The 22678-nt window shown below is 74.1% G+C and carries 20 protein-coding genes; 13 read left to right on the top strand and 7 right to left on the bottom strand.

From position 1 onward, the window contains the following. Positions 1 to 57: 57 nt before the first annotated feature. Together HHX41_RS21585 and HHX41_RS21580 are read right to left on the bottom strand one after the other, a co-directional pair. On the bottom strand, positions 58 to 729 hold the full coding sequence (locus HHX41_RS21585) for a lytic polysaccharide monooxygenase (RefSeq protein WP_396794943.1): 672 nt from the start codon (positions 727 to 729) through the stop codon (positions 58 to 60). Between the two features lie 227 nt (positions 730 to 956). Next, on the bottom strand, positions 957 to 1871 hold the full coding sequence (locus HHX41_RS21580) for a DMT family transporter (RefSeq protein ID WP_220504294.1): 915 nt from the start codon (positions 1869 to 1871) through the stop codon (positions 957 to 959). A gap of 153 nt (positions 1872 to 2024) precedes the next feature. Between HHX41_RS21580 and HHX41_RS21575 the strand changes: the two genes are divergently transcribed. From HHX41_RS21575 to HHX41_RS21520, 12 genes are all read left to right on the top strand, one after another. Continuing rightward, positions 2025 to 2618, top strand: a complete 594-nt coding sequence (locus tag HHX41_RS21575) for a TetR/AcrR family transcriptional regulator (protein ID WP_182907440.1) — start codon at positions 2025 to 2027, stop codon at positions 2616 to 2618. After that, positions 2615 to 3766 (top strand): FAD-dependent monooxygenase, encoded by a 1152-nt coding sequence (locus HHX41_RS21570; protein WP_182907439.1) that lies wholly within the window; start codon positions 2615 to 2617, stop codon positions 3764 to 3766. The genes HHX41_RS21575 and HHX41_RS21570 overlap by 4 nt, the downstream gene beginning before the upstream one ends. A 115-nt stretch (positions 3767 to 3881) precedes the next feature. Beyond that, the gene (locus tag HHX41_RS21565; RefSeq protein ID WP_182907438.1) at positions 3882 to 5213 is read left to right on the top strand and encodes an MSMEG_0569 family flavin-dependent oxidoreductase; all 1332 of its coding nucleotides are present in this window, start codon (positions 3882 to 3884) and stop codon (positions 5211 to 5213) included. 5 nt (positions 5214 to 5218) lie between these two features. Further along, a complete protein-coding gene (locus HHX41_RS21560; RefSeq protein ID WP_182907437.1) occupies positions 5219 to 6034 on the top strand; it encodes an amidohydrolase family protein in 816 nt (271 codons plus the stop codon). Between the two features lie 25 nt (positions 6035 to 6059). After that, complete coding sequence (locus HHX41_RS21555; RefSeq protein WP_169986978.1) at positions 6060 to 6575, top strand: MSMEG_0572/Sll0783 family nitrogen starvation response protein; 516 nt, start codon at positions 6060 to 6062, stop codon at positions 6573 to 6575. A 4-nt stretch (positions 6576 to 6579) separates the two neighbouring features. Then, complete coding sequence (locus HHX41_RS21550) at positions 6580 to 7644, top strand: MSMEG_0568 family radical SAM protein (RefSeq protein WP_220504293.1); 1065 nt, start codon at positions 6580 to 6582, stop codon at positions 7642 to 7644. A 7-nt stretch (positions 7645 to 7651) separates the two neighbouring features. Further along, positions 7652 to 9103 (top strand): MSMEG_0567/sll0787 family protein, encoded by a 1452-nt coding sequence (locus HHX41_RS21545; protein WP_182907436.1) that lies wholly within the window; start codon positions 7652 to 7654, stop codon positions 9101 to 9103. Then, positions 9100 to 9927: a carbon-nitrogen hydrolase family protein gene (locus tag HHX41_RS21540; protein ID WP_182907435.1), complete on the top strand. Its 828-nt coding sequence runs from the start codon at positions 9100 to 9102 to the stop codon at positions 9925 to 9927. Before HHX41_RS21545 ends, HHX41_RS21540 begins: the two co-directional genes overlap by 4 nt. After that, complete coding sequence (locus HHX41_RS21535) at positions 9924 to 10760, top strand: carbon-nitrogen hydrolase family protein (RefSeq protein WP_182907434.1); 837 nt, start codon at positions 9924 to 9926, stop codon at positions 10758 to 10760. The genes HHX41_RS21540 and HHX41_RS21535 overlap by 4 nt, the downstream gene beginning before the upstream one ends. Further along, positions 10757 to 11839, top strand: coding sequence for an MSMEG_0565 family glycosyltransferase (locus tag HHX41_RS21530; protein ID WP_182907433.1), 1083 nt, complete (start codon positions 10757 to 10759; stop codon positions 11837 to 11839). The genes HHX41_RS21535 and HHX41_RS21530 overlap by 4 nt, the downstream gene beginning before the upstream one ends. A 9-nt stretch (positions 11840 to 11848) precedes the next feature. Further along, positions 11849 to 12475, top strand: a complete 627-nt coding sequence (locus tag HHX41_RS21525; RefSeq protein WP_182907432.1) for an HAD-IA family hydrolase — start codon at positions 11849 to 11851, stop codon at positions 12473 to 12475. After that, the gene (locus HHX41_RS21520; protein WP_182907431.1) at positions 12475 to 13200 is read left to right on the top strand and encodes a VOC family protein; all 726 of its coding nucleotides are present in this window, start codon (positions 12475 to 12477) and stop codon (positions 13198 to 13200) included. Before HHX41_RS21525 ends, HHX41_RS21520 begins: the two co-directional genes overlap by 1 nt. Positions 13201 to 13203: 3 nt before the next feature. Here the strand turns inward: HHX41_RS21520 and HHX41_RS21515 are convergent, their stop codons facing one another. From HHX41_RS21515 to HHX41_RS21505, 3 genes are all read right to left on the bottom strand, one after another. After that, positions 13204 to 13779, bottom strand: a complete 576-nt coding sequence (locus HHX41_RS21515; protein WP_182907430.1) for an NADPH-dependent FMN reductase — start codon at positions 13777 to 13779, stop codon at positions 13204 to 13206. A 200-nt stretch (positions 13780 to 13979) separates the two neighbouring features. Further along, the gene (locus HHX41_RS21510) at positions 13980 to 15119 is read right to left on the bottom strand and encodes an acyl-CoA dehydrogenase family protein (RefSeq protein ID WP_182907429.1); all 1140 of its coding nucleotides are present in this window, start codon (positions 15117 to 15119) and stop codon (positions 13980 to 13982) included. Beyond that, positions 15116 to 18580: an indolepyruvate ferredoxin oxidoreductase family protein gene (locus HHX41_RS21505; RefSeq protein ID WP_182907428.1), complete on the bottom strand. Its 3465-nt coding sequence runs from the start codon at positions 18578 to 18580 to the stop codon at positions 15116 to 15118. Before HHX41_RS21505 ends, HHX41_RS21510 begins: the two co-directional genes overlap by 4 nt. Before the next feature lie 174 nt (positions 18581 to 18754). On the opposite strand from HHX41_RS21505, the gene HHX41_RS21500 reads away from it, so the two are divergent. Then, a complete protein-coding gene (locus HHX41_RS21500) occupies positions 18755 to 19234 on the top strand; it encodes an Lrp/AsnC family transcriptional regulator (protein WP_182907427.1) in 480 nt (159 codons plus the stop codon). On the opposite strand, the gene HHX41_RS21495 is transcribed toward HHX41_RS21500, so the two are convergent. Together HHX41_RS21495 and HHX41_RS21490 are read right to left on the bottom strand one after the other, a co-directional pair. Continuing rightward, positions 19209 to 20834: a serine/threonine-protein kinase gene (locus HHX41_RS21495; RefSeq protein WP_182907426.1), complete on the bottom strand. Its 1626-nt coding sequence runs from the start codon at positions 20832 to 20834 to the stop codon at positions 19209 to 19211. The two genes, HHX41_RS21500 and HHX41_RS21495, sit on opposite strands and share 26 nt — an antisense overlap. An 88-nt stretch (positions 20835 to 20922) precedes the next feature. Further along, complete coding sequence (locus tag HHX41_RS21490; RefSeq protein ID WP_182907425.1) at positions 20923 to 22617, bottom strand: AMP-binding protein; 1695 nt, start codon at positions 22615 to 22617, stop codon at positions 20923 to 20925. Between the last annotated feature and the right edge of the window lie 61 nt (positions 22618 to 22678).

Genomic DNA, 22678 nt, shown 5'->3' with positions numbered 1-22678 from the left:
GCCGCACGCGGGCCCCGCCGGACGTCGATCGTCCGGCGGGGCCCCGTCATGTGGTCGTCAGCCCGTGAAGTTCACGTCGCTGCAGAAGAAGAACGTCTGGTCCATGTGCGAGGCCTGCCAGATCGTGTAGACCACGGCCCGGCCGCTGCGGCCCGAGGTGCTGAGGTTGACCGAGTAGTACTGCCCGGGGGCGTACCTGCCGGTCTTGGTGAGCAGCTGCAGGTCGTTCCAGCCGACCGCCTGCCGGGTCGGGTCGAAGCCCTGCTTGGTGACGTAGACGAGCAGGTAGTCGGCGCCGTGCCCGGCCTGGTCCCACAGCTTGATCGTGAAGTTGTTGCGGACGTCGGTCGCCTTCCACGCGCCGGGGACGTCCATGGCGTTGTACCGGCCGTTCTCCGCGTGGCCGCCGCTGCACAGCTGGCCGTTCGGGATCGCGGCCTGGAAGTTGCCGCCGAGGTTCATGCGGTAGAGGCCGTTCCAGTTCCACATGGCGGTGGTGTCGGCCTGCCACGCCTGCCAGCACATCGGGTCCTGCTGGGCCATGGACGGGTTCTGGAAGTCGCTGCCCCAGCGCTGCCAGCAGCCGTAGTTGCGGGAGGCCGGGTCCACGATCGAGCCGTGGGCGGAGGCCGCGCCCGCCCAGGTGACCAGGCAGGTGATCGACGCGGTCAGCAGGGCCGTGAGGCGCAGGGCCCAGCGGCGGATCCGGGAATTCGAATGCGCGTTCACTGTTGGGTCTCCATCTTCCGGTGGGGGGTTTCCGGGCCAGATGGGGAGCGCTCCCTGACGCGCGATGCTAGTTCACCACCGTTTGTTTGACTACTCGACCAACTACAGTCAAGACGTGGGCGCCTCCGACCTCGTGTTTCCCCGCGAAGCCCAGGGGGAGCATCGTGCACGTTTCATCCTGCGATGCCTGGAGCACGTCAGGTCCGTGCACCTGCCACGCCCGCGGTTCACCTTCTGGCGGGAGGGGCGCTCTGCCCCTGCTCCGACTTCGCCAGGAACGGCGAGCGGCCGAGGATGACGATGCCCGCCACGAGCGCCACCAGACCGCCGACCGCGCCCGCGAGGGCCGGCGGATCAACGTGCAGCTGCTCGCCGAAGATCGCCACTCCCAGGACGATGCCGATGATCGGCTCGGTCGCGGTCGTGGCGGGCAGCGAGATCCGCAGCGGCGCGGCGTCGAAGGCGCTCTGGTTCAGCAGGATGCCGGTCGCGGCGATCACGGGCAGCAGGTAGGGCTGCCAGGAGGTGAACAGCGCGGCCGGCCCCCGCGCCAGGGTCAGCAGGGACCCGCGGGTCAGTGCGTCCTGGAGGCCGTACAACGTCCCCGCCGCCCCGGCGAGCAGCATCGCCTTGACCTGCAGGGGCATCCGCAGGGCCACCGCGACCATGCCCGCGGCCACTCCCGCCACGATGAGCACCGCGACCCAGAGCATGGTGTCCGACGCCGGCATCCCGCCGCCGTGGGGACGCCCGGTCAGGAGGAAGGCGGCGACGCCGCCGCTGACCAGCACCGCCCCCAGCCACTCCGTCGCGCCCAGGCGCTCCTGGTAGATCAGGGCCGCCGAGGCGAGGGCGAAGATGAGATTGGTCGCCAGGAGCGGCTCCACGCGGGCCACGTCGGCGCCCCGCAGGGCCAGCGCCCCGAGAACCTGCCCGCCGACCATCGCGGCGATCCCGGCCAGCCAGATCGGCTTGCGCGCCAGGTCGAACAGCAGCCGGACGTGCAGCATCTCGCCCAGCGGCTCTGTGTACGCGACGTGCTGCTGCGCGACCCAGCCCAGCCCGAGCAGCGCCGCGGCCGCGAGGCCGAGAACCACCGTGACGATCACGGCGCCGGAGCCCTCGGCATCATGATCGGTCACTCCCCTCGGCGCCCGGGTCTGCCATACCTATCCGGCCATCCCCAGTGACGACGGCCTCATGTCCGGGATATGGTTTTTGGGCAGTCGTACAAGTCAATTGTCCAAGGCGTTCGACCAAGCGGTCGTACGAGAGCTGAACGGAGCACGTGGGAGATGACGGAGGCGTCCGCGGACCGGGGCAGGACCACGCGGCAGCGGCTGCTCGGCGCGGCGGCGGCCCTGATCGCCGAGGTCGGCTGGGGTGGCGTCAGCACGCGGATGGTGGCCGAGCGGGCCGGGGTCGCCCCCGGGGTCGTGCACTATCACTACGCGTCGCTCACCGACCTGCTGATCGCGGCCTCGACCGGCGCCGCGCGCGGGATGCTGGAGGAGCTGACCGGGCGGCTGACGGAGCAGCCCGGCCCCGAGGCCGGTGTCGAGTGGCTGCTGGGCGAGCTGTCCCGGTACACGGGGACCGATCCCTCCTCGCTGCTGATCGTGGAGATGTACCTCGCGGCCGCCCGGCTACCCGATCTCCGCGAGCAGTTGCAGGAGCTCGTCACAGCCTCCCGCGCCCGGGTCGCCGCCTGGCTGCGCGGCGGAGGGCACGCCGGCGACGCCGAGGCGGCCGCCGCGGTCCTCGTCGCGGCGGTGGACGGCCTGATGCTCCACCGCGGTCTCGACCCCGCTCTCGACCTCACCGCTCTGGCCGGGCCGCTGCGGGCGATGGTGCGTACCAGCGGACACGAGAAGGGACGAAGCACATGAGAGCGATCATCTGCGGCGCCGGGATAGCCGGGACCGCCCTGGCGTGGCACCTGGAACGCGCGGGCTGGGACGTCGAACTGGCCGAGCGCGCCCCGGCGTTCCGCGAGGGCGGATACATGATCGACTTCTACGGCCCCGGGCTCGAGGCGGCCGGGCGGATGGGGCTCCGCCCCCGGCTGGAGGAGCTCCGCCACCCCGTGCACGAGATCGGCTACGTCGACGGCGCGGGGCGGCAGACCAGCCGTCTCGCCGTCGAGGCGGGGTACGCCGAGGTGGTCAGCCTGCTGCGGGGCGACCTCGCCCGCGTGCTCGCCGAGCAGGTGCGCGCGCCGGTCCGGTACGGGACGACGGTCGCGGCCGTCAGCCAGGGCGACGGAGGCGTCCGCGTCGAGCTGACCGACGGCAGCCGCCACGAGGTGGACCTGCTGGTCGGCGCCGACGGCGTGCACTCACGGGTCAGGGAGCTCGTCTTCGGGCCCGAGGACCGCTTCATCCGTTATCTCGGCCATCACGTGGCCGCGTACGTGGTCGAGGACGAGGACCTCAGCCGGCGGGTCGGCGCGCGCTACCGGATGCTGACCGTGCCGGGTCTGATGGCCGGAGCCTACGCGGTGGGCGAGGACCGGCTCGCCCTGCTGTTCCTGCGCCGCGAGCCCGATCCCGCCGTTCCCGCCGACCCGGCCGCCTCGCTGCGCCGCCACTTCGGCGGCCTCGGCTGGATCCTGCCCGAGGTGCTGGACAGGTGCCCGCAGCCGCCCGAGCTCTACTACGACCAGGTGACGCAGGTCGAGGCCCCACAATGGAGCAGCGGCCGCGTGGCCCTGCTCGGCGACGCCTGTCAGGCGGTCTCCCTGTTCGCCGGTCACGGCGCGTCCCTCGCGATCGCCGCGGCCTGGGTGCTCGCCGGCGAGCTCCGCGCGGCCCCCGCGGGCGACCTGGCCCCCGCCCTCGACCGGTACGCCGCACGCATGCGGCCGGTCGTCGCCGACGTCCAGTCGTTCGGCCGGCGGTTCCTTCCCTGGATGGCGCCCTCCAGCCGCCTGCGCATCATGGCCCGCGACTGGCTGCTGCGGCTGGCCTCCCTCCCCGGAGCCGACCGGCTGTTCCTGAGTTCCCTGAGCCCCGGCGGCCACCGCCTCATCACCTGACACACCGCGACATCAGTTCACGCACCGGGCGGCGTCACGCGGGGTGACGTGGCGGTAACGGCTTTTTATTCCGGATGCCGCGGTCCGGAAACCCGGCCGGACTGAAGTGGCCGTCATGCAAGCGGCGGCGGAAACCAGCACACCGCGGATCGCCGGGGCGCACCACCCCGTCGCGGTCGTCGGCGGCGGCCAGGCCGGGCTGTCGGTCAGCCACTGCCTGGGCCGGCGCGGCATCGAGCACGTCGTCATCGAGGCGCGGCGGGTCGGGCACGAATGGCGCGAGCGCCGCTGGGACTCCTTCTGCCTGGTGACGCCCAACTGGCAGTGCGACCTGCCGGGCTTCCCCTACCCCGGGCCCGATCCCGACGGTTTCATGGTCCGCGAGGAGATCGTCCGCTATCTGGAGGACTACGCCGCCTCCTTCGGGCCCCCGCTCGCCGAGGGCGTGCGCGTCACCCGCTTACGGAGGGCCGCGAGCGGGACGTTCGAGCTCGCGACCACCGCCGGGGACCTCACCGCCGACCAGATCGTGGTGGCCACCGGCCCCTACCACGCGCCCTCCGTCCCCCGGCTGGCGGAACGACTGCCCGCGGGGATCGAGCAGATCCACTCCTCGCGGTACCGCCGTCCCGCGCAGCTTCCCGAAGGCGAGGTCCTCGTGATCGGCACCGGGCAGTCGGGCTGCCAGATCGCCGAGGACCTGCATCTCGCCGGGCGCCGGGTCCACCTCGCCGTCGGGAGCGCGCCCCGGGTCGCCCGCTTCTACCGGGGCCGGGACTGCGTGGCGTGGCTGCACGACATGGGCCACTACGCCAGGAGCATCGACGAGTTCGACGACGCGGACGCCGTACGCCTGCGGGCCAACCACTACGTCACGGGCCGCGACGGCGGGCGCGACATCGACCTGCGGGCCTTCGCCCGCGACGGGATGCGCCTGTACGGCCGGCTGACCGGCGTGACCGGCACGACGCTGGAGTTCGCCGGCGACCTGAAGGACAACCTCGACCGGGCCGACGCCGTGGCCGAGGGGATCAAGGACGCCATCGACGCGTACATCGCGGCGCGCGGCGTCGACGCCCCCGCCGAGCCCCGCTACGTGCCGGTGTGGGAACCGGACGGGCCGGTACGCTCCCTCGACCCGGCGGCGGCCGGGATCACCTCGGTCGTCTGGGCGACCGGGTTCACCCGCGACCACCGCTGGATCGAGATCCCCGCCTTCGACGGCCGGGGCTATCCGATGCACTGGCGCGGCGTCACGAACTGTCCCGGGCTCTACTTCCTCGGGCTGCCCTGGCAGCACACCTGGGGCTCCGGCCGGTTCGAGGCGGTGGGCCGGGACGCCGAGTTCCTGGCCGGCCACATCGAGGCGTCCCGGCGGCTCGCCGACGTGTGCGGCGCGCTGACCGGCGCGCCCGCCGAGCTCTCCCCCGCCCTGCCGGTCGGGTGAGCCGGATGGTCTTCGACGCGCACCGCCACATCGGCGTACTGCCCGCCCATCCCTTCTACGGCGGCCCCGCGGTCAACCCCGACGTCACCGCGCGGGCCACGGTCAGGCAGCTGATCGCCGACCTCGACGCGGAGGGCACGGAGCGTGCGCTGGTGCTGCCCAACTACGGCGTACCGGACCCGGCGGTCGCCTTCGCGCTCAACGATCTCGTCCTGGAGGCCGCGCAGGCCGACGACCGGATCCGCGCCGGGCTGTGGGTCTCGCCGCTGCCCCGCGACGAGGAACGCACCTCCCGCGCCCTCGGTCTGGCGGGCGAGCGGGGCGTGCGGGCGCTGAAGCTGAGCTTCCTGCTCGGCGGCCGCTCCACCGACCCCGCCTGCCGTCCAGGCCTCGACCGGATCTTCGCCGCGGCCGAACGCCACGGCCTGGTCGTCCACGTCCACACCTCCCCCGGCGCCGCCTCGGACGTCGACGAGGTCGGGCACCTGGTCGAGTGGTACGCCGACCGCGTGCCGGTGCACCTCGTGCACTTCGGCGGCGGTATGAGCGGCCACGTCAAGCTGGCCGGCTCCCGGTTCTTCGACTGGATCACGGCCGGCAAGCGCGTCTACACCGACCTGTCCTGGGCCATCGGCTTCGCGCCCTACTGGCTGGCCCGGGAGATCGAGCGGCGCGGCCTCGGGCACGACCGCGTGCTGTTCGCCAGCGACCAGCCGTGGGGCGACTTCGCGGGCGAGCACGCCCGGATGCGCGCCGCGGCCGGGGACGGCGAGCTGGGCGCGCTCGTCTTCCGCGGCACCTTCGCCTCCCTCTACGACTGACCCCGCTCACCCAAGGAGAGACACCATGTCCGTCGACCTGACCGACCTCGAGAAGAAGAGCATGGGCGAGATCCCCCATCCGTCCCTGCCCGAGGGCTCCAGCATCTACGGCAGCACCAAGGTCTTCCCCGACTACAAGGCCGAGGACGGAGAGTCGTACTTCACGCTCGTCCACGGCATCGCGCACGAGTCGTCGGTCAGCTTCGTGGCCGTGCTGCAGGCCACCCGCGCACTGCGCAAGGGCTTCGAGACCGCCATCTACTTCTACGGCCCGGGCTCGCTGAACTGCCTGGCCACCCGCGGCTTCCCGACGACAGGCAACTCGGCGTTCCCGGGCGAGCACAACATCAACAACCAGCTCAAGACGTTCATCGCCGAGGGCGGGAAGGTCTACTGCTGCCGGTTCGGCCTGTCCCTGCACGGCGCCCGCGAGGAGGACCTCATCGAGGGCGTGATCCCGACCCACCCGCTGGACGTGCAGGACGCGCTGATCCACTACGCCCGCAAGGGCGCCGTCATCAACTCCACCTACCAGCTGTAGTGCCGTGACCGTCGATCTGCGGATCATGACCCGCGCCGAACTGGCCCTGCGCGGCGTGGCCTTCGACACGCCCGTACGGCGGCCGGACGGCGCGGGGCCGAGCGGCGACGGCCACGTCCTCGTGGACGGCGCCGGCGCGGCACTGCCCGTCGACCCCGGCAGCCCCTACACGGTGCGCGACGGCACGGTCTGGCTCGGCGACCAGGACACCGGGGTCTCGCTGGTGCCCGTGCGGCGGCCGAGGTTCTACGACCTGACCACCGCCGACGGCGTCCCCTACGAGAAGATCGCCCGGCTGCACGGCGCGGACGTGCTCGCCACGACCGTCGTGCAGACGTGCGTCCGGTACGGCGAGGCCGACCGCTGCCGTTTCTGCACCATCGAGGAGTCGCTGCGGTCGGGCGCCACGGTCGCCGCCAAGACGCCCGCCCAGCTCGCCGAGGTGGCGGAGGCGGCGGTGCGGCTCGACGGCGTACGGCAGATGGTGATGACCACCGGCACGACCACCGGGCCCGATCGGGGCGCGCGCGCTCTGGCGCGGTGCGTGCGCGGCGTGCTGGACGCCGTGCCGCACCTGCCGATCCAGGTGCAATGCGAGCCGCCGGGCGACCTGGCCTGGATCGGCGCGCTGCGCGAGGCCGGGGCCACCGCGATCGGCATCCACGTGGAGTCGCTGGACGAGGAGGTCCGGCGGCGCTGGATGCCGGGCAAGTCGTCGGTGCCGCTCGCCGGCTACGAGGCCGCCTGGGACGAGGCGGTCCGGGTGTTCGGGCGCAACCGCGTCTCGACGTACCTGCTGGTGGGGCTGGGCGAGGACCCCGACGAGCTGATCGCGGGCGCGGGCCGGCTCATCCGGCGCGGCGTCTACCCCTTCGTGGTCCCGTTCCGCCCGATGCGGGGCACGCTCGCCGCCCGCGACGGCATCGGGGCGCCCGGCGCCGCCCTGCTGACGTACGTCACCGAGGGCGTGGCGGCGCTGCTGCGCGCGGCCGGCATGCGCGGCGCGGACCAGGGGGCGGGCTGCGCGGCCTGCGGTGCGTGCGGTGTGCTGAGCGCGGCGGGCGGGTGAGGCGCCGATGTACCTCGACGGGAACACTCGGGCCCCGGCGCGGGAGGAGGCGCCCGACATCCTCGCGCTGCTCGGCGACCACAGCACGCTCGCCCGCAGCCCCGGCCTACGGATCGAGCAGGCCGCGGACGCCGCGTCCCTTCGCGCCTACCGGCGGCTGCGGCACGAGGCGTTCGTCCGGGAGCAGGGGCTGTTCGACGGGCACGACCTCGACGACAGGGACGACGACCCCCGCACGGTCACGCTGGTGGCCAGGGACCCGGCGGGCACGGTCGTCGGCGGCGTGCGGCTCGGGCCCGCCTGCGACGGCCCCGACATCGGCTGGTGGACGGGCGGGCGCCTGGTCGTGGCACCCGCCGCGCGCGGCGTCCGGGGCGCCGGCGCGGCGCTGGTGCGGGCCGCGTGCGCCCGCGCCGAGGCGGAGGGCGTGCTGCGCTTCGAGGCGAGCGTGCGGGCCGGGGCCGAGGCGTTCTTCCGCCGCCTGGGGTGGACGCGGGTGCGGCCGGTGACGGTCGCGGGCGCGCCGCACGTGCTGATGCGCCACCCGATCGGCCGGATCGCGGCCCAGGCCGCGGCGGCGAAGTCGGCGCTCGGCCCGCTGCTCGCCGCCCTCGCCGGACAGGTCCCGCACGCCCTCGGCGGCCCGGGCTTCACCGGCGACGACGGAGCGCCGGTGCCCGGCAGCGACGTCGTCGCCGCCTGCGACGCGATCGTGCCGTCCATGGTCGAACGCGACCCGGAATGGGCCGGCTGGTGCTCGGTCCTGGTCAACCTCAACGACCTGGCCGCGATGGGCGCCGCCCCGGCGGGGCTGCTCGACGCGCTCGCCGCCCCCGACGCCGCGCACGCCGCCCGGGTGCTGGACGGCCTCGCGCGGGCCGCCCGCGCGTACGGGGTGCCGGTGCTCGGCGGGCACACGCAGCTCGGGGTGCCGGCCGCGCTGTCGGTGACCGCGCTCGGCCGCGCCGCGCGTCCCGTGCCGGGTGGCGGCGGGCGCCCCGGCCACGAGGTGCGCCTCACGGCGGACCTCGGCGGCGGCTGGCGGGCCGGATACCGGGGCCGCCAATGGGACTCGACCACCTCCCGGCGTACGGACGAGCTGCGCGTGATGCTCGGTGCGGTCGCGGCCGGCGCGGCCGCTGCCGCCAAGGACGTGTCGATGGCCGGGATCGCCGGCACGCTCGGCATGCTGGCCGAGGCGAGCGGTTGCGCGGCCGTGCTGGACGTGGCGGCGGTGCCCCGCCCGGCCGCCGCCTCCACGGGCGACTGGCTCACCTGCTTTCCCGGCTTCGCGATGCTCACGGCGGACGAGCCGGGCGCGCCGGCGCCTCCGGCGGGGCCGGCCGCCTCGGCGGTGTGCGGGGAGTTGACCACCGGCCGGGGCGTCTGGCTGCGCTGGCCCGATGGACAGGTCACGGAGGCCGTCGGCGGCCCGGTGACCGGATTGGGGACCGCGTGAGCGCCCTGCGCATGGCGGCGGTGGCGGCCGCGTTCGGCCGCGACCTCGAGGAGGACTTCGGAATCGCCGGACGCCTCATCAAGGAGGCGCGCAACGAGGACGTGCGGCTCCTCGCGCTGCCCGAGGCGTGCCTCGGCGGCTACCTGCTCAGCCTCGACGGCGACGCGGCGGACGCCGGGCCGCCCCCGCTCGCCGTGGACGGCCCCGAGATCCGGCGGCTGGCCGCGCTGGCCGGCGACATGGTCGTGGTCGCGGGCTACTGCGAGGACGGCGGCGACGCCCGCTACAACAGCGTGGTGTGCGTCAGCGGCGACGGCGTGCTGGGCAACCACCGCAAGGTCCACCAGCCGCTCGGCGAGAACGCCAGCTACGCCTCGGGTGACGGCTTCCGCGCCTTCGACACACCCGTCGGCAGGATCGGCATGATGATCTGCTACGACAAAGCGTTCCCGGAGTCCGCCCGCGCGCTGGCCCTCGACGGCGCGCAGATCGGGGTGTGCGTGTCGGCCTGGCCGGGCTCGCGCACGAACGCGGCGCGGGACCTGGAGCGGGACCGCTGGAAACGGCGCTTCGACCTGTTCGACCGGGCCCGGGCGCTGGAGAACCAGATCGTGTGGCTGTCGGCCAACCAGGCGGGCACGTTCGGGTCGCTGCGCTTCGTCGGCAGCGCGAAGGTCGTGGACCCAGGCGGCGAGATCGTCTCGGCGACGGGCGTCGGGCCCGGCACGGCGGTCGCCGATATCGACGTGCCGCGGGCGCTGGAGACCGCGCGCCGGTCGATGGGGCACCTGCGCGACCGCCGGCCGGAGACGTACGGGGCATGAGCGTCCTGCGGATCGCCGCGGCGGCCGCCCACTTCGGCCGCGACCTCGCCTTCGACCTGGCCCGCATCGCCAAGCTGATCGACGACGCCCGCGCCGCGGGCGCCCGGCTGCTCGTGCTGCCCGACGCCGCGCTCGGCGGCTACCTCGCCGACCTGCGCCGGCCGGACCCCGACGCGCTGCCGCCCGCGCTGAAGCCCGACGACCCGGTGATCGCGCGGGTGGCGGCGCTGGCCGCCGAGATGGTGGTGTGCGTCGGCTTCTGCGAGGACGGCGGCGACGTCCGCTACAACGCGGCCGTGTGCGTCAGCGGCGACGGGGTGCTCGGCCTGCACCGCAAGGTCCACCTGCCCGCGGGCGAGACCGCGGCCTACGGTCCGGGCGGCCGGTTCGACGCCTTCGACACTCCGGCCGGGCGGATCGGCATGCTGATCGACTACGACAAGACCTTCCCGGAGTCGGCCCGCAGCCTCGCGCTCGACGGCGCGCAGATCCTGGCGTGCCTGTCGGCGTGGCCCGCCAGCGTCACCAACCGCGCGCCCCGGATGGCCCAGGACCGGCAGTCGCGGCTCTTCGACCTGTACGACCAGGCGCGGGCCGCCGAGAACCAGGTCGTGCTCGCCTCCTCCAACCAGACCGGCGTGATGGGCGGCATGCGTTTCCTGGGCCAGGCCAAGGTCGTCGGCCCGGGCGGTGACGTGCTCGCCCGCACCTGGTCGAAGGCCGGGCTGGCCGTGGCCGAGCTCGACGTCGCCGCCGAGATCGACCGCGCCCGGCGGATCCTCCATCACCTTCACGAGCGCAGGGCCGACGTCTACCGGGAGGCGCGCGGGTGAGAATCGCGCTGCTCAGCTACTCGACCAGGCCCCGCGGCGGGGTCGTGCACACCCTCGCCCTCGCCGAGGCGCTCGCGGCGGCGGGGCAGCAGGTGACGGTGTGGACGCTCGGCCGGGGCGGCGACGCGGGCTTCTTCCGCCCGGTCGACCCGGCCGTGCGGTTGCGCGTCGTGCCGTTCCCCGGCATCGCCGGGGAGGGCGTCGGCCCGCGCGTGCTGCGGTCGATCGCGGTGCTGCGCAGGGCGTTCGCCCCGGAGGCGGCGTCCTACGACGTCGTGCACGCCCAGGACTGCATCAGCGCCAACGCGGCGGGCCGGTGCGTACGGACCGTCCACCACGTCGACCACTTCACCACGCCCGAGCTGGCCGCCTGCCACGAGCGCGCCATCGTCACGCCGTACGCGCACGTCTGCGTGTCGGCGGCGGTGGCGGCCGAGCTCGCGGCCGGGTGGGGCATCACGGCGGCGGTGATCCCCAACGGCGTCGCGTACGAGCGCTTCGCGTCCGCCGATCCGGTCGCCACCCGGATGTGGCGCCGGCGGCTCGGGACGTACGTCCTGACGGTCGGCGGCATCGAGCCGCGCAAGGGCTCGCTCGACCTGCTGGAGGCGTACGCGCTGCTGCGGGAGGCGCGCCCGGACGTCCAGCTGGTGATCGCCGGCGGTGAGACGCTCTTCGACTACCGCGGCTACCGCGCGCGGTGGGAGGCCCGGGCGGCCGAACTCGGCGTCGAGCCGACGGTGCTCGGCCCGGTCATCGACCCGGACCTGCCGCCGCTCGTGGCGGGCGCGGGCGCCTTCGCCTTCCCGTCGGTGAAGGAGGGCTTCGGGCTCGCCGCGATGGAGGCCCTGGCGGCGGGCGTCCCCCTGGTGGTGCGCGACCTGCCCGTCCTGCGTGAGGTCTTCGGCTCCGCCGCGCGCTTCGCCGCCACCCCTGGCGCCCTCGCCGCCGAGCTCGCCGACGCCCTCGGCTTCGCCGATCCCGGCAGGCGTGCGGCGGGCCGGGCGCTCGCCGCACGCCATACCTGGCCGGCCGCCGCCGAACGGCACATCGCGCTGTACGAGACGCTCGCGTCGTAGGCTCGGAGCGTGGTGATCAGACCCTTCGACGCGGTGCTGTGCGACTTCGACGGTGTCGTGAAATTTATCGATCTCGAGCAGCAGGCGGAGATCGAGCGGGCGTACGGGGTGGAGCCGGGGACGGTGGCGCGGGTGACCGGTGGGTCCACGCTGGTGGTTCCGGCCCTGACCGGGCTGGTGACCCGCGAGGAGTGGCTGGCGTCGGCCGTTCCCGTCCTCGCCGAGCTGGTGGGCTCGCCCGCGCGGGCGAGCGCGCTGACCGCCGACTGGCTGGCGGCCCGCACGTGGGCGGACGAGGAGGTGCTCGCACTGCTCACGCGGGCCCGCGCCCGCGTCCCCGTCGTGCTCGTCAGCAACGCCACCTCGGAGCTGGCCGCCCACCTGCGTGAGCTGGAGCTGCACGACGCCTTCGACCACGTCGTCAGCAGCTACGACGTGGGGGTGGCCAAGCCCGACCCGCGGATCTTCGAGATCGCCGCCGGCCGCGCCGGTGTCCCCGCCCGGCGTTGCCTGTTCGTCGACGACCGGGCCGAGAACGTCGATGCGGCGAGGGTGCTCGGCATGACCGGGGTCGTCTACCGCGCCCCGGCGGACCTGGCGGGGGCGCTGCTCCCGCTGATAGGGGAGGCTCTCTGATGGCGGTGCGGCGGGTGCTGGCCTTCATCGACAGGCCCGGGGAGCGGTTCGGGGAAGCCGCCGCGTTCTGGACGGCCGTCACCGGCACGCGCCTGTCTCCACGGCGGGGCGATGGCGGGGAGTTCGCCACGCTGCTGCCGGAGACCGGCGACGCCTGCGTGAAGATCCAGGCGGTGGGCGACGGGGGCGGCGCCCACCTCGATCTGGAGGTGGACGACGTCCGTGCCGCGATGGCCCGGGCCGTGGCGCTCGGCGCCGCCGTCGCCGACGACCACGGCGACTGGGCCGTGCTGCGCTCCCCGGAGGGCAGGGCGTTCTGTCTCGTCCCCGGAGAGGGGACGACGCGGCGGCCGCCCGTCTTCGCCGGCACCCGCCTCGACCAGGTCTGCCTCGACATCGCCCCCGGCGCGTACGAGGAGGAGGTGGCCTTCTGGGCGGCGCTGACCGGGTGGCCCCCGCGCCGGGGGTCGCTGCCCGAGTTCACGGTGCTGGCGATGCCGGGGATGCCGGTGCGGATCCTCCTGCAGCGGCTCGGCGAGGGTCCCGGCCGGTCCGCCCACATCGACCTGGCCTGCGCCGACCCCGACGCCGCTCGCGTACGGCACGAGCGGCACGGCGCGGTGCTCGTGGCGCGGGGGCGGCACTGGCTCGTCATGCGCGACCCGGCGGGCGGTGTCTACTGCCTCACGCGCCGGGACCCGGAGACCGGCTCACTGCCGGGGTGACCGTCAGGCGGCGGGGCGCAGGTGCCGCAGCGCGGCGGCGAGTCGCTCCAGCTCGGCCACCATCGCGTCCGCCGCCGAGCTCATGACCTCGTTGGGCCGCAGGCGGCCCTCCTCGTCGAGGAGCTGGGCGACGAACGGGATCGAGACCGCGTCGAACACCGGCACCATCTTCAGCGTGGTGACGACCTGCTTGAGCATCTGCACGGCCCGGGTGCCCGCGGAGACGCCGCCATAGCTGACGAACCCGGCCGGCTTGTACTGCCACTCGTGGTGCAGGTAGTCGATGGCGTTCTTCAGGACGGCGTTGAAGCCGTAGTTGTACTCCGGCGTGACGAACACGAACGCGTCGCCGCGTTCGACGGTCGCGCTCCACTCCTTGGTGTGCTGGTGGACGTACTGCCGGAGCCGGGGGTGGTTCGGCTCGTCCAGGAACGGCAGCTTCACCTCCGCCAGGTCGACGAGCTCGACCTCGAAGGCGTCCTGGGCGACCGCGCGGTCGCGGAACCACTCCGCCACCGGTAGCCCGACGCGCCCGGGACGCGTGCTGGCGATGACGATCTGCAGAACTGGCTTCGCCATAATTCCCCCAAATCATGACTAACGGGATTGAACGCCCCAACAGTACGCCTTGGTCCATTTGGCCATCGACCGGGTCCGCCCACACGCACAGAAACGGATGTGGAGAAGCTCGCGACGTGCGGCTCGACGCGGTGGGGGGCGTCCGCGGCTTTAGCGAGCGCGTCCGGGCGGCGCTCGCTGAATCCCGACCGGTGACCGCCTCAGCGGGCCAGGTGGCGGCTGATGACGAGGCGCTGGATCTGGTTGGTGCCCTCGAAGATCTGCATGATCTTCGCCTCGCGCATGTAGCGCTCGACGCGGAACTCGCGCGTGTAGCCGTACCCGCCGAAGACCTGGACCGCGTCGGTGGTGACCCGCATCGCGGTGTCGGTCGCGACCAGCTTGGCGACGCTGGCCTGCCTGCCGTACGGCAGGCCGGCGTCGCGGCGGCGGGCCGCGTCGATGTAGGTCGCCCGGGCGCAGTCCACGCCCGCGGCCATGTCCGCGAGCAGGAAGCCGAGCCCCTGATGGTCGATGATCTTCTTGCCGAACGTCTCGCGCTCCTTGGCGTACGCGACGGCCTCGTCGAGCGCGGCCTGGGCGAGGCCGGTGGCGCAGGCGGCGATGCCCAGCCTGCCGGAGTCGAGCGCGCCGAAGGCGATGGGCAGTCCCTGGCCCTCCGCGCCGATGAGGCGGTCGGCCTCGATCGGCACGCCGTCCCAGTGGGCGGTGGTGGTGGGGATCGCGTGCAGGCCCATCTTCTCCTCGGGGCGGCCGAAGGTCAGGCCCTCGGCGGCGCCCGGGGCGAGGAAGCAGGAGACGCCCCGGCTGCCCTCGCCCGTCCGGGCGAACAGCGCGTAGAAGTCGGCCCGGCCGCCGTGGGTGATCCACGCCTTCGTGCCGGTGATCCGGTAGCCGTCCTCCGTCTTGTCGGCCCTGCAGGTCAGGGCCGCCGCGTCCGACCCGGCCTGCGGTTCGGACAGGCTGTAGCCGCCGATCAGCCGCCCCGCGAGCATGTCCGGCAGCCAGCGCTCCCGCTGCTCGGGCGTGCCGTACATCGCGACGGGGAAGCAGGACAGCGTGTGCACGCTGACGGCGACCGCGACGGCGGCCCACCGCGCGGCCAGCTCCTCGATCACCTGGAGATACACCTCGTACGGCTGGCCGCCGCCGCCGTACTCCTCCGGATAGGGCAGGCCGAGGAGCCCGGCCGCGCCGAGCGTGGCGAACAGGCCCTCGGGGTAGGTCTCGGCCCGTTCGTGCTCGTCGACCCGGCGGGCCAGTTCCTTGTCGGCGATCTCACGCGTCAGCTCGACGAGGTCCCGGGCGTCCTGGCCGGGCAGCAGACGGTCGACAGTCACAGCACCTCCACCAGTGCGGGGTCGTCCAGCCGGGCGAACAGGGTCGTCGCGCGGTCGCGGAACTCCGCGACACGGGCGAGCTTTATGCCCTCGTAGCCGCGGATCACGTCCGGCAGTGCGGCGATCTCCGCGACGGTCTGAGCGGTCGCCGGAGTGAGCCGGTCGAGCGCGCGCCGTACCAGCTCGCGGTACTCCCCGACCAGCGTACGCTCCACGCGGCGGACGCCGGCGTGCCCGAACACGTCGAACGCGGTGCCGCGCAGCACTCGGGCGGCCCGCAGCCCGCGGAACACGACATCGGCGGACCGGCGCAGCCTGATCTTGCGCTTCAGGCCCATCGCCCGCAGCAGCGGCGGGTGCAGCAGCACCGACACGGCCGCGCCGGGGCCGAACTCCCGCTCGCGCCGGGCCCGCTCCACCGGGTCGAGGTGCAGCCGGGCGACCTCGTACTCGTCCTTGTACGCCATGAGCTTGTGCAGTCCCCGGGCGTACGCGAGCCCGATCCGCGTGCCCGCCTCCTCCCCCGCCCGCTCGGCGGCCAGCGCGGCCACCCGCCGCACGTCGCGCGCGTACGAGCGGGCGTAGGCCGCGTTCTGGTAGCCGGTCAGGTCGGCGATCCGCACCGCGAGCGTCTCCTCCAGCGCCCCGGTCCCGGCCGCCTCGCGCAGGGCGGCGTCGTCGACCGGGACGGCGGGAGGGGCCGGGGGGATCGCGGCCCGGAAAACGGCCTCGCGGTCGATCACGGCGGCCCGCCCCCAGCGGAAGGCCGCCAGGTTCTGCTCCACCGCCGCCTTGTTGAGGCGGATGGCCCGCTCGATCGCCTCGGCCGAGATCGGGATGCAGCCGTGCTGGTAGGCGGCGCCGACGAGCACGAGGTTGGCGGGCATGTGGTCGCCGAACAACGCCTCGGACAGCGCGCCGGCGTCCACCTGGAGGCCGACCTCGGGCAGGGTGGCCGACGCGATGCGGGTGACCGCGTCCTCGGGTCCGGAGAGGGCGGCGCGGCCGGTGACCATGGCGGCGGTCGGCACGATCGCGGTGTTCACGACGGCGACCGTACGGCCGGGCGAGGCGACGGCGAGCGTGTCGTCCGCGGCGGCGCCGAGCACGTCGAAGCAGAGGAGGACGTCGGCGGTGCCGCGGGCAGCGCGGACCGACCCGCCGATCCGATGCGGGGACACCCGCACGTCGCTGATGACGGGACCGCCCTTCTGCGCCAGCCCGGTCTGGTCCAGCCCGGCGGCGTGCAGGCCGTCGAGATGGGCGGCCATCTGCAGGATCTGCGAGACGGTGACCACTCCGGTGCCGCCGATACCGGGCATCCGCAGCAGCACCGAGCGCTCCGGGAACCGCGGCGCCGGCTCGGTCAGCGCCACCGGCGGCTCGGGCACCATACGCGACACCGCGGAGCGGGGCTCGACGAGCAGGAACGACGGGCAGTCGCCCTTCAGGCAGCTCAGGTCGGAGTTGCACGACGCCTGGTGGATGCGGGTCTTGCGGCCGAACTCGGTCTCCACCGGCTGCACCGACAGGCAGGTGGAGGCGTCCCCGCAGTCGCCGCAGCCCTCGCACACGCGCTCGTTGACCACGACCCTGGCCTTCGGCGTGGGCAGCTTTCCGCGCTTGCGCAGCCGCCGCTCCTCGGCCGCGCAGCGGTCGTCGTGGATCAGCACGGTCACCCCGTCGATCGCGGCGAGCTCCTTCTCCACCGCCGGGAGGTCGTCGCGGTGCCGTACGGACGCGATCGGCGCCAGCCGCACGCCCCGGTAGGTCTCCGGCTCCGGCGTGGTGACCACCACGCGGCGCACCCCCTCGGCGGCCAGCCACCGCGTCAGCGCCGGGACGTCGAGGCGGCCCTCGGCGCGCTGCCCGCCGGTCATCGCCACCGCGTCGTTGTAGAGCAGCTTGTACGTCATCGAGACGCCGGCGGCTACGGCGGCGCGCACGGCGAGCGAGCCGGAGTGGTGGAAGGTGCCGTCGCCGAGGTTCTGGGTGAAGTGGCGGTCGGAGGTGAAGGGGGCGAGGCCGAACCACTGGGCGCCCTCGCCTCCCATCTGCGTCAGGCCGACCCGCCTGCCGCGTCCGTCGCCGTCCAGGGCGATCATGGCGTGGCAGCCGATGCCCGGGCCGACCAGCGTGTCGTCGGAGGCGCGCGTAGAGGCGTTGTGCGGGCACCCCGAGCAGAAGTACGGCGTTCGGGCGGCGACCAGGGGGAGCATGATGCGACGCCTCGCGGGGGCGGGCGACAGGATCGCCGTCTGACGGGGCAGGCGGTCGGGGCCGAGGCAGGTGGCGAGCGCCCCGGCCACGTCCTCGCCGCCGAGCGTGCCGCGCGCCGTCAGCAGTTCCCGGCCGACGATGTCGGGGCGCTGCCCGGTGTCGTACAACGCCTGCTTGAGGTGCCCCTCCAGGAACGGCACCTTGTCCTCGACCACGAGCACCCGGTCGAGCCCGGCGGTCATGGCGGCGAGGTCGTCGTAGGCGAGCGGGAACGGCATGGCGAGCCGGATCAGCCGCAGGCCGAGGTGGTCCATCGCGGCCTCGTCCAGGCCGAGGTCGGCCAGGGCGCGCAGGACCAGGGCGTAGGAGGCGCCGGACGCGAGCACGCCCGTCGTGGCCCGGGGCGCGTCGTGCGTGATCCGGTTGAGGCCGTGCGCGCGGGCGTATTCGCGGGCCAGGCCGAGCCTGCGGGTGAGCATGTCGTGCTCGGCGTCGAGCGAGGCGGGGCCGACCAGGGTGGGCGGCGCCCCGCGGTCGGCGCGGTCCGGCACCGGGACGCCGGAACGGATGTTCTCGCGCAGCGGCCCGAGGTCGACGGTGGCCGAGGCGTCGGCGACGTCGGCGACGATCTTCAGGCCGGCCCACAGTCCGGTGGCCCGCGACAGCGCCACCGCGTGCAGCCCGAGCTCGACGACCTCCGCCACGGAGCCGGGGGCGAGCAGCGGCATCGACAGGCTCTGGCACATCGGCTCGCAGGAGCTGGGCACGGTCGACGACTTGCTGCCCGGGTCGTCGCCGATCCAGGCCACCGCCCCGCCGAGCGGCGCGGTGCCGGCGAGGTTGCCGTGCCGGATCGCGTCCGCGGCCCGGTCGAGGCCCGGGTTCTTCCCGTACCAGAACCCGGTCACCCCCTCGTGCCGGCGGCCCGGCACCTGGGCGAGCAGTTGCGTGCCCGCCACCGCCGTGGCCGCGAGCTCCTCGTTGAGGCCGGGCCGGGCCACCACCCCCGCCTCCTCCAGGAACCGCGCGGCCCGTGCCATCTCCAGGTCGACGCCGCCCAGCGGCGAGCCGGGATATCCGGAGACGAACACCCGCGTGTCCAGGCCGCGCGCGGCGTCGAGGCGGCGCTGCTCCAGGGTGAGCCGGACGAGGGCCTGGACGCCGGAGATCAGCACGGTGCCGTTCTCGGCCGCGTACTTGTCGTCGAGCGAGACGGCCGGCGAGGGCACGGGCGAGGACACGCGAACCTCCTGAGGTCTGGGGGTGACCCACAGCACACCAACGCGCCCGGCGTCGGCGCAAGCATCGCGCGGGAAACAGCCGCGAAGACGCAAAAAGATAGAGAGGTTTGCCCGGAACGCTACTGTTCTTTGCGCCGGTGCCGGGCCGGCACCGGGTGGAGAGGGAGCGTGCCCATGGCGGAGATCGACGACATCGACCACCGGCTGCTGCGCCTGCTGCGTGAGGACGGGCGCAGGACCTTCTCGGAGATGGCCGCCGAGATCGGGTTGTCGGTGGCCGCGGTGAAGCGGAGGGTCGACCGCCTGCGGGAGATCGGCGTCATCACGGGCTTCACCGTGCGGATCGACTACGCCAAGCTCGGTTGGGGCATCGAGGCGTTCACCGAACTGCGCTACCCCGGCACCACCCCGGTCGGCAAGATCGTCCGTACCGCCACGGACGTGCCGGAGGTGCAGGAGGTGTTCACGATCGCCGGCGACCCGGACGCGCTCATCCACGTCCGGGTCCGCGACCTCGGTCATCTCCAGCAGGTCATCGACCGGCTGCGCCGCGCCGGCGACGTGACCGGCACCAAGACCCTGCTCGTGCTGGGGTCGTGGACCCGCGACGTCGGGCCGGTCGAGGACCTCAGTCGTCGTCCCCTCGGGAGCTGATGCCGGCGGAGTTCACGAAGTCGATCAGCGGGCCGTCGGCGAGCCTGCCCGTCCGGTGCGCCCGCTGCAGCTTGATGAGCAGGTCGCGGACGCGCCGCGCGGCCTTGTCGCCCTTGTCCCCGCCCCGGCCCCTGGCCAGGTCCCTGGCGGTCTTCCTGATCTCCTCGTGGGCTTCGCGGGCCAGCTTCGGATCGATGCCGCCCCTGCTCTCCTGTGCCTGTACGGCGTGGTCGAAGGCGGCCAGCCACTCCATGTAGCTGCGGTAGACGCGCCGCGTCGCGGTCGGCGTAGGAGACGGCTCCGGTGACGGCCTGAAGGACGGTGTCCTGGACACCCGGGGTGACGGACTCGCCGAGGCCTTCCCCGGCTCAGTGGGTGACGTCTCAGCGCGGGTGGCCGTCGGGGACTGGGCCGCGACCGCGGGTTCGGCCCGCCCGCCGCCGTCGGACAGCGCCGCCACCCCGATCGTGACCACGGCGAGCCCCGCCACCGCGGCGCCGAGCCGGATCAGCGTCCGCCGTTCGAGCGACGACCCCCGAGCACGGCCAGCCGGGACGGCGGGCGGCGGAACGTCGAGCAGCGCCGTGTCGCCCGCACGCGCGCCGCCCGGATACGGCCCCTGCGGCGGGGGCGATGCCGTCACCCCGGCCTCCCACGCAGCCGTCCCGCCTTCCCACGCCGCAGCCGTCCCGCCTTCCCACGCCGCCGCTGTCCCGCCATCCCACGCCGGCTCCGCCGCGGAGAGGGCGACGGCCGCCAGGACCCGGCGCACGACCTCCGCGTCGGCGGGCCGTGCGGCGGGGTCCTTCGCCAGCAGCGCCATGATCAGGTGTTCCAGCTCGGCGGGGATGTCGGGCCGGTGCCGGCCGGGCGGCACCGGAGCCTGGTGCATGTGCTGATACACCAGCTCCGGGGCCGACCCGGTGAACGGCGGGTGCCCGCACAGCAGCTCGTAGCAGACGCACCCCAGCGCGTAGAGGTCGCAGGCGGCCCCGCCGCCCCGGCCGTCGATCTGCTCCGGCGCGAGATACGCGGCGGTGCCGACGACGGTGCCCACCATCGTCAGCCGCGCCGCCTCGGTCGCCACCTGGGCGACGCCGAAGTCGACCACCTTGAGCACGCCGCTCGCGGTGCGGTGCAGGTTCGCGGGTTTGACGTCCCGGTGCACGACCCCGGCGCGGTGGGCGGCGTCCAGCCCCGCGGCGGCCTGGCTCATGAGGTCGCACGCCTCCGCCACGCCGTACCGGCCCCGGTCGAGCAGCTCCGCGGCCAGGCTGCGGCCGGTGAGCAGCTCCATCACCAGGTAGGGCCGCGCGTCCTGCTCGCCGACGTCCAGCACGGTCACCACGTTCGGATGGACGACGCGGGCGGCGGCGCGTGCCTCGCGGGCGAAGCGCTCCCGCGAGGCGACCCCGGCGACCTGCGGCGCGAGGATCTTGACCGCCACAGGGCGGTGGGCACGCAGGTCCCGGCCCCGCCAGACCTCGCCCATCCCGCCCTGGCCGATCAGTTCCTCCAGCTCGTAACGACCGCCGAGCGTGGACGGCACCACGTCCCGCACCTCCCCATAGCGACTCGCGCCCAGATGATCGGGAGCCAACCTATCCTCTCGGGCAGGCAGGGCGAGAACGGCCGGACCGCCGGGGCGCGGAACGCCACGCCCCGGCGGGGACGGCACGGGCGGCCGCTCAGGCGCGCAACTCGGGGAACTCGTCGTCCCGCCACTCCCTCGACGGCCCGGCCCCCTCCTGCGCCGCGGAGGTCTCCCTGGCCCGCAACTCGACCCGGCGGATCTTCCCCGAGATCGTCTTGGGCAGGTCGGCGAACTCGATCCGGCGCACCCGCTGGTACGGCGCGAGCCTCTCACGGGCGTGCCGCAGGATGGCCGCGGCGGTCTCCCGGTTCGGCTCCCAGCCCGCGGCAGGCACCACGTACGCCTTGGGCACGGCGAGGCGGATCGGGTCGGGGGCGGGCACGACCGCCGCCTCCGCCACGGCGGGATGCTCGATGAGCACGCTTTCCAGCTCGAACGGCGAGATCTTGTAGTCGGACGCCTTGAACACGTCGTCGGTGCGTCCCACGAAGGTGATCGAGCCGTCGGCGTCCCGGACCGCGACGTCGCCCGTGTGGTACAGCCCGCCGGCCATGGCCTCATCGTCACCGTCCAGGTATCCGGTCATCAGGTTGACCGGGCGGGCGGCGAGGTCGAGGCAGATCTCACCCTCGTCCGCCGGCCGGCCGGTCACCGGATCGACGACCACGACCGGGACGCCGGGAAGGGGGCGGCCCATCGAGCCCGCCTTCACCGGCGTGCCGGGGGTGTTGGCGATCAGGGCGGTCGTCTCGGTCTGGCCGTACCCGTCGCGGACGGTCAGCCCCCACGCCCGCTCCACCTGGGTGATGACCTCGGGGTTCAGCGGCTCCCCCGCGGCGACCGCCTCACGCAGGCGGCCCGGCCCGTCCCCGAGGTCGGCCTGGATGAGCATCCGCCACACGGTCGGCGGCGCGCAGAACGTGGTCACCTCCGCCCGGCGGATCAGCGCCAGCAGGGCGGCGGCGTCGAAGCGGGAGTAGTTGTGCACGAACACCGTCGCCTCGGCGTTCCACGGGGCGAAGAAGCAACTCCAGGCGTGCTTGGCCCAGCCGGGCGAGCTGATGTTGAGGTGGACGTCGCCCGGCCGCACTCCGACGAAGTACATCGTCGTCAGGTGCCCCACCGGATAGGACACCTGCGTGTGCCGCACGAGCTTGGGCCTGCTGGTCGTCCCCGAGGTGAAGTACAGCAGCAGCGGGTCGCCGGGAGAGGTCCGGGCCTCGAACGGCTCCGGCTCCGGCATCGCGTAGGCGTCGCCGTACCGGAGCCAGCCGGCCGCCTCGCCCACGCAGACGCGTCCGTACTCGCCCGGGACGCCGTCGAACTTGTGCGTGTCGGCCGCGTTGGCGACGACGTGCCGGACCCGTCCCCGCCGTACGCGGTCGGCGAGGTCCGCCGTGCCGAGGGCGGTGGTCGCCGGCATGATCACCGCGCCGAGCTTCATCACCGCCAGCATCGACTCCCAGAGCTCGACCTGGTTGCCGAGCATCAGCAACACGTGGTCGCCCTTGCCGACCCCCTGGGCGGCCAGCCAGGCCGCCACCTGATCGGAGCGGCGGGCCATCTCGTCGAAGGAGTAACGCCGCTCGGAGCCGTCCTCCTCCACGATCCACAGGGCCGTGCGGTCGTTCCCCCGGGCGATGACGTCGAACCAGTCGGTGGCCCAGTTGAACCTGTCGCCGAACCCCGGCCACGCGAACTCACGCGCCGCCCCCTCAGGGTCCTCCCGTAAGCGGAGCAGCAGGTCGCGGGCTTCCCGGAAGGCGTTGGTGCCGGTCGTCTCGCTCACGCGGAACTCCTCATCGTCGAAGCGGTCCCAGCCGTCAACGTACGGCCGTCACCCGCGCGGT

It is taken from the genome of Microbispora sp. H13382 (assembly GCF_014161445.1).
In the GTDB taxonomy this organism is placed as follows: Bacteria; Actinomycetota; Actinomycetes; order Streptosporangiales; family Streptosporangiaceae; genus Microbispora.
The sequence above is the reverse complement of the archived record's forward strand: the minus strand, read 5'-3'. Positions and strand labels throughout refer to the sequence as shown.

Bases quoted from the DNA above. Each gene is read 5' to 3' on its own strand.
- HHX41_RS21570 (WP_182907439.1), top strand. From the start codon at position 2,615: ATGAGAGCGATCATCTGCGGCGCCGGGATAGCCGGGACCGCCCTGGCG.
- HHX41_RS21565 (WP_182907438.1), top strand. From the start codon at position 3,882: ATGCAAGCGGCGGCGGAAACCAGCACACCGCGGATCGCCGGGGCGCAC.
- HHX41_RS21520 (WP_182907431.1), top strand. From the start codon at position 12,475: ATGGCGGTGCGGCGGGTGCTGGCCTTCATCGACAGGCCCGGGGAGCGG.
- HHX41_RS21545 (WP_182907436.1), top strand. From the start codon at position 7,652: ATGTACCTCGACGGGAACACTCGGGCCCCGGCGCGGGAGGAGGCGCCC.
- HHX41_RS21555 (WP_169986978.1), top strand. From the start codon at position 6,060: ATGTCCGTCGACCTGACCGACCTCGAGAAGAAGAGCATGGGCGAGATC.
- HHX41_RS21515 (WP_182907430.1), bottom strand. From the start codon at position 13,779: ATGGCGAAGCCAGTTCTGCAGATCGTCATCGCCAGCACGCGTCCCGGG.
- HHX41_RS21535 (WP_182907434.1), top strand. From the start codon at position 9,924: ATGAGCGTCCTGCGGATCGCCGCGGCGGCCGCCCACTTCGGCCGCGAC.
- HHX41_RS21500 (WP_182907427.1), top strand. From the start codon at position 18,755: ATGGCGGAGATCGACGACATCGACCACCGGCTGCTGCGCCTGCTGCGT.
- HHX41_RS21560 (WP_182907437.1), top strand. From the start codon at position 5,219: ATGGTCTTCGACGCGCACCGCCACATCGGCGTACTGCCCGCCCATCCC.
- HHX41_RS21575 (WP_182907440.1), top strand. From the start codon at position 2,025: ATGACGGAGGCGTCCGCGGACCGGGGCAGGACCACGCGGCAGCGGCTG.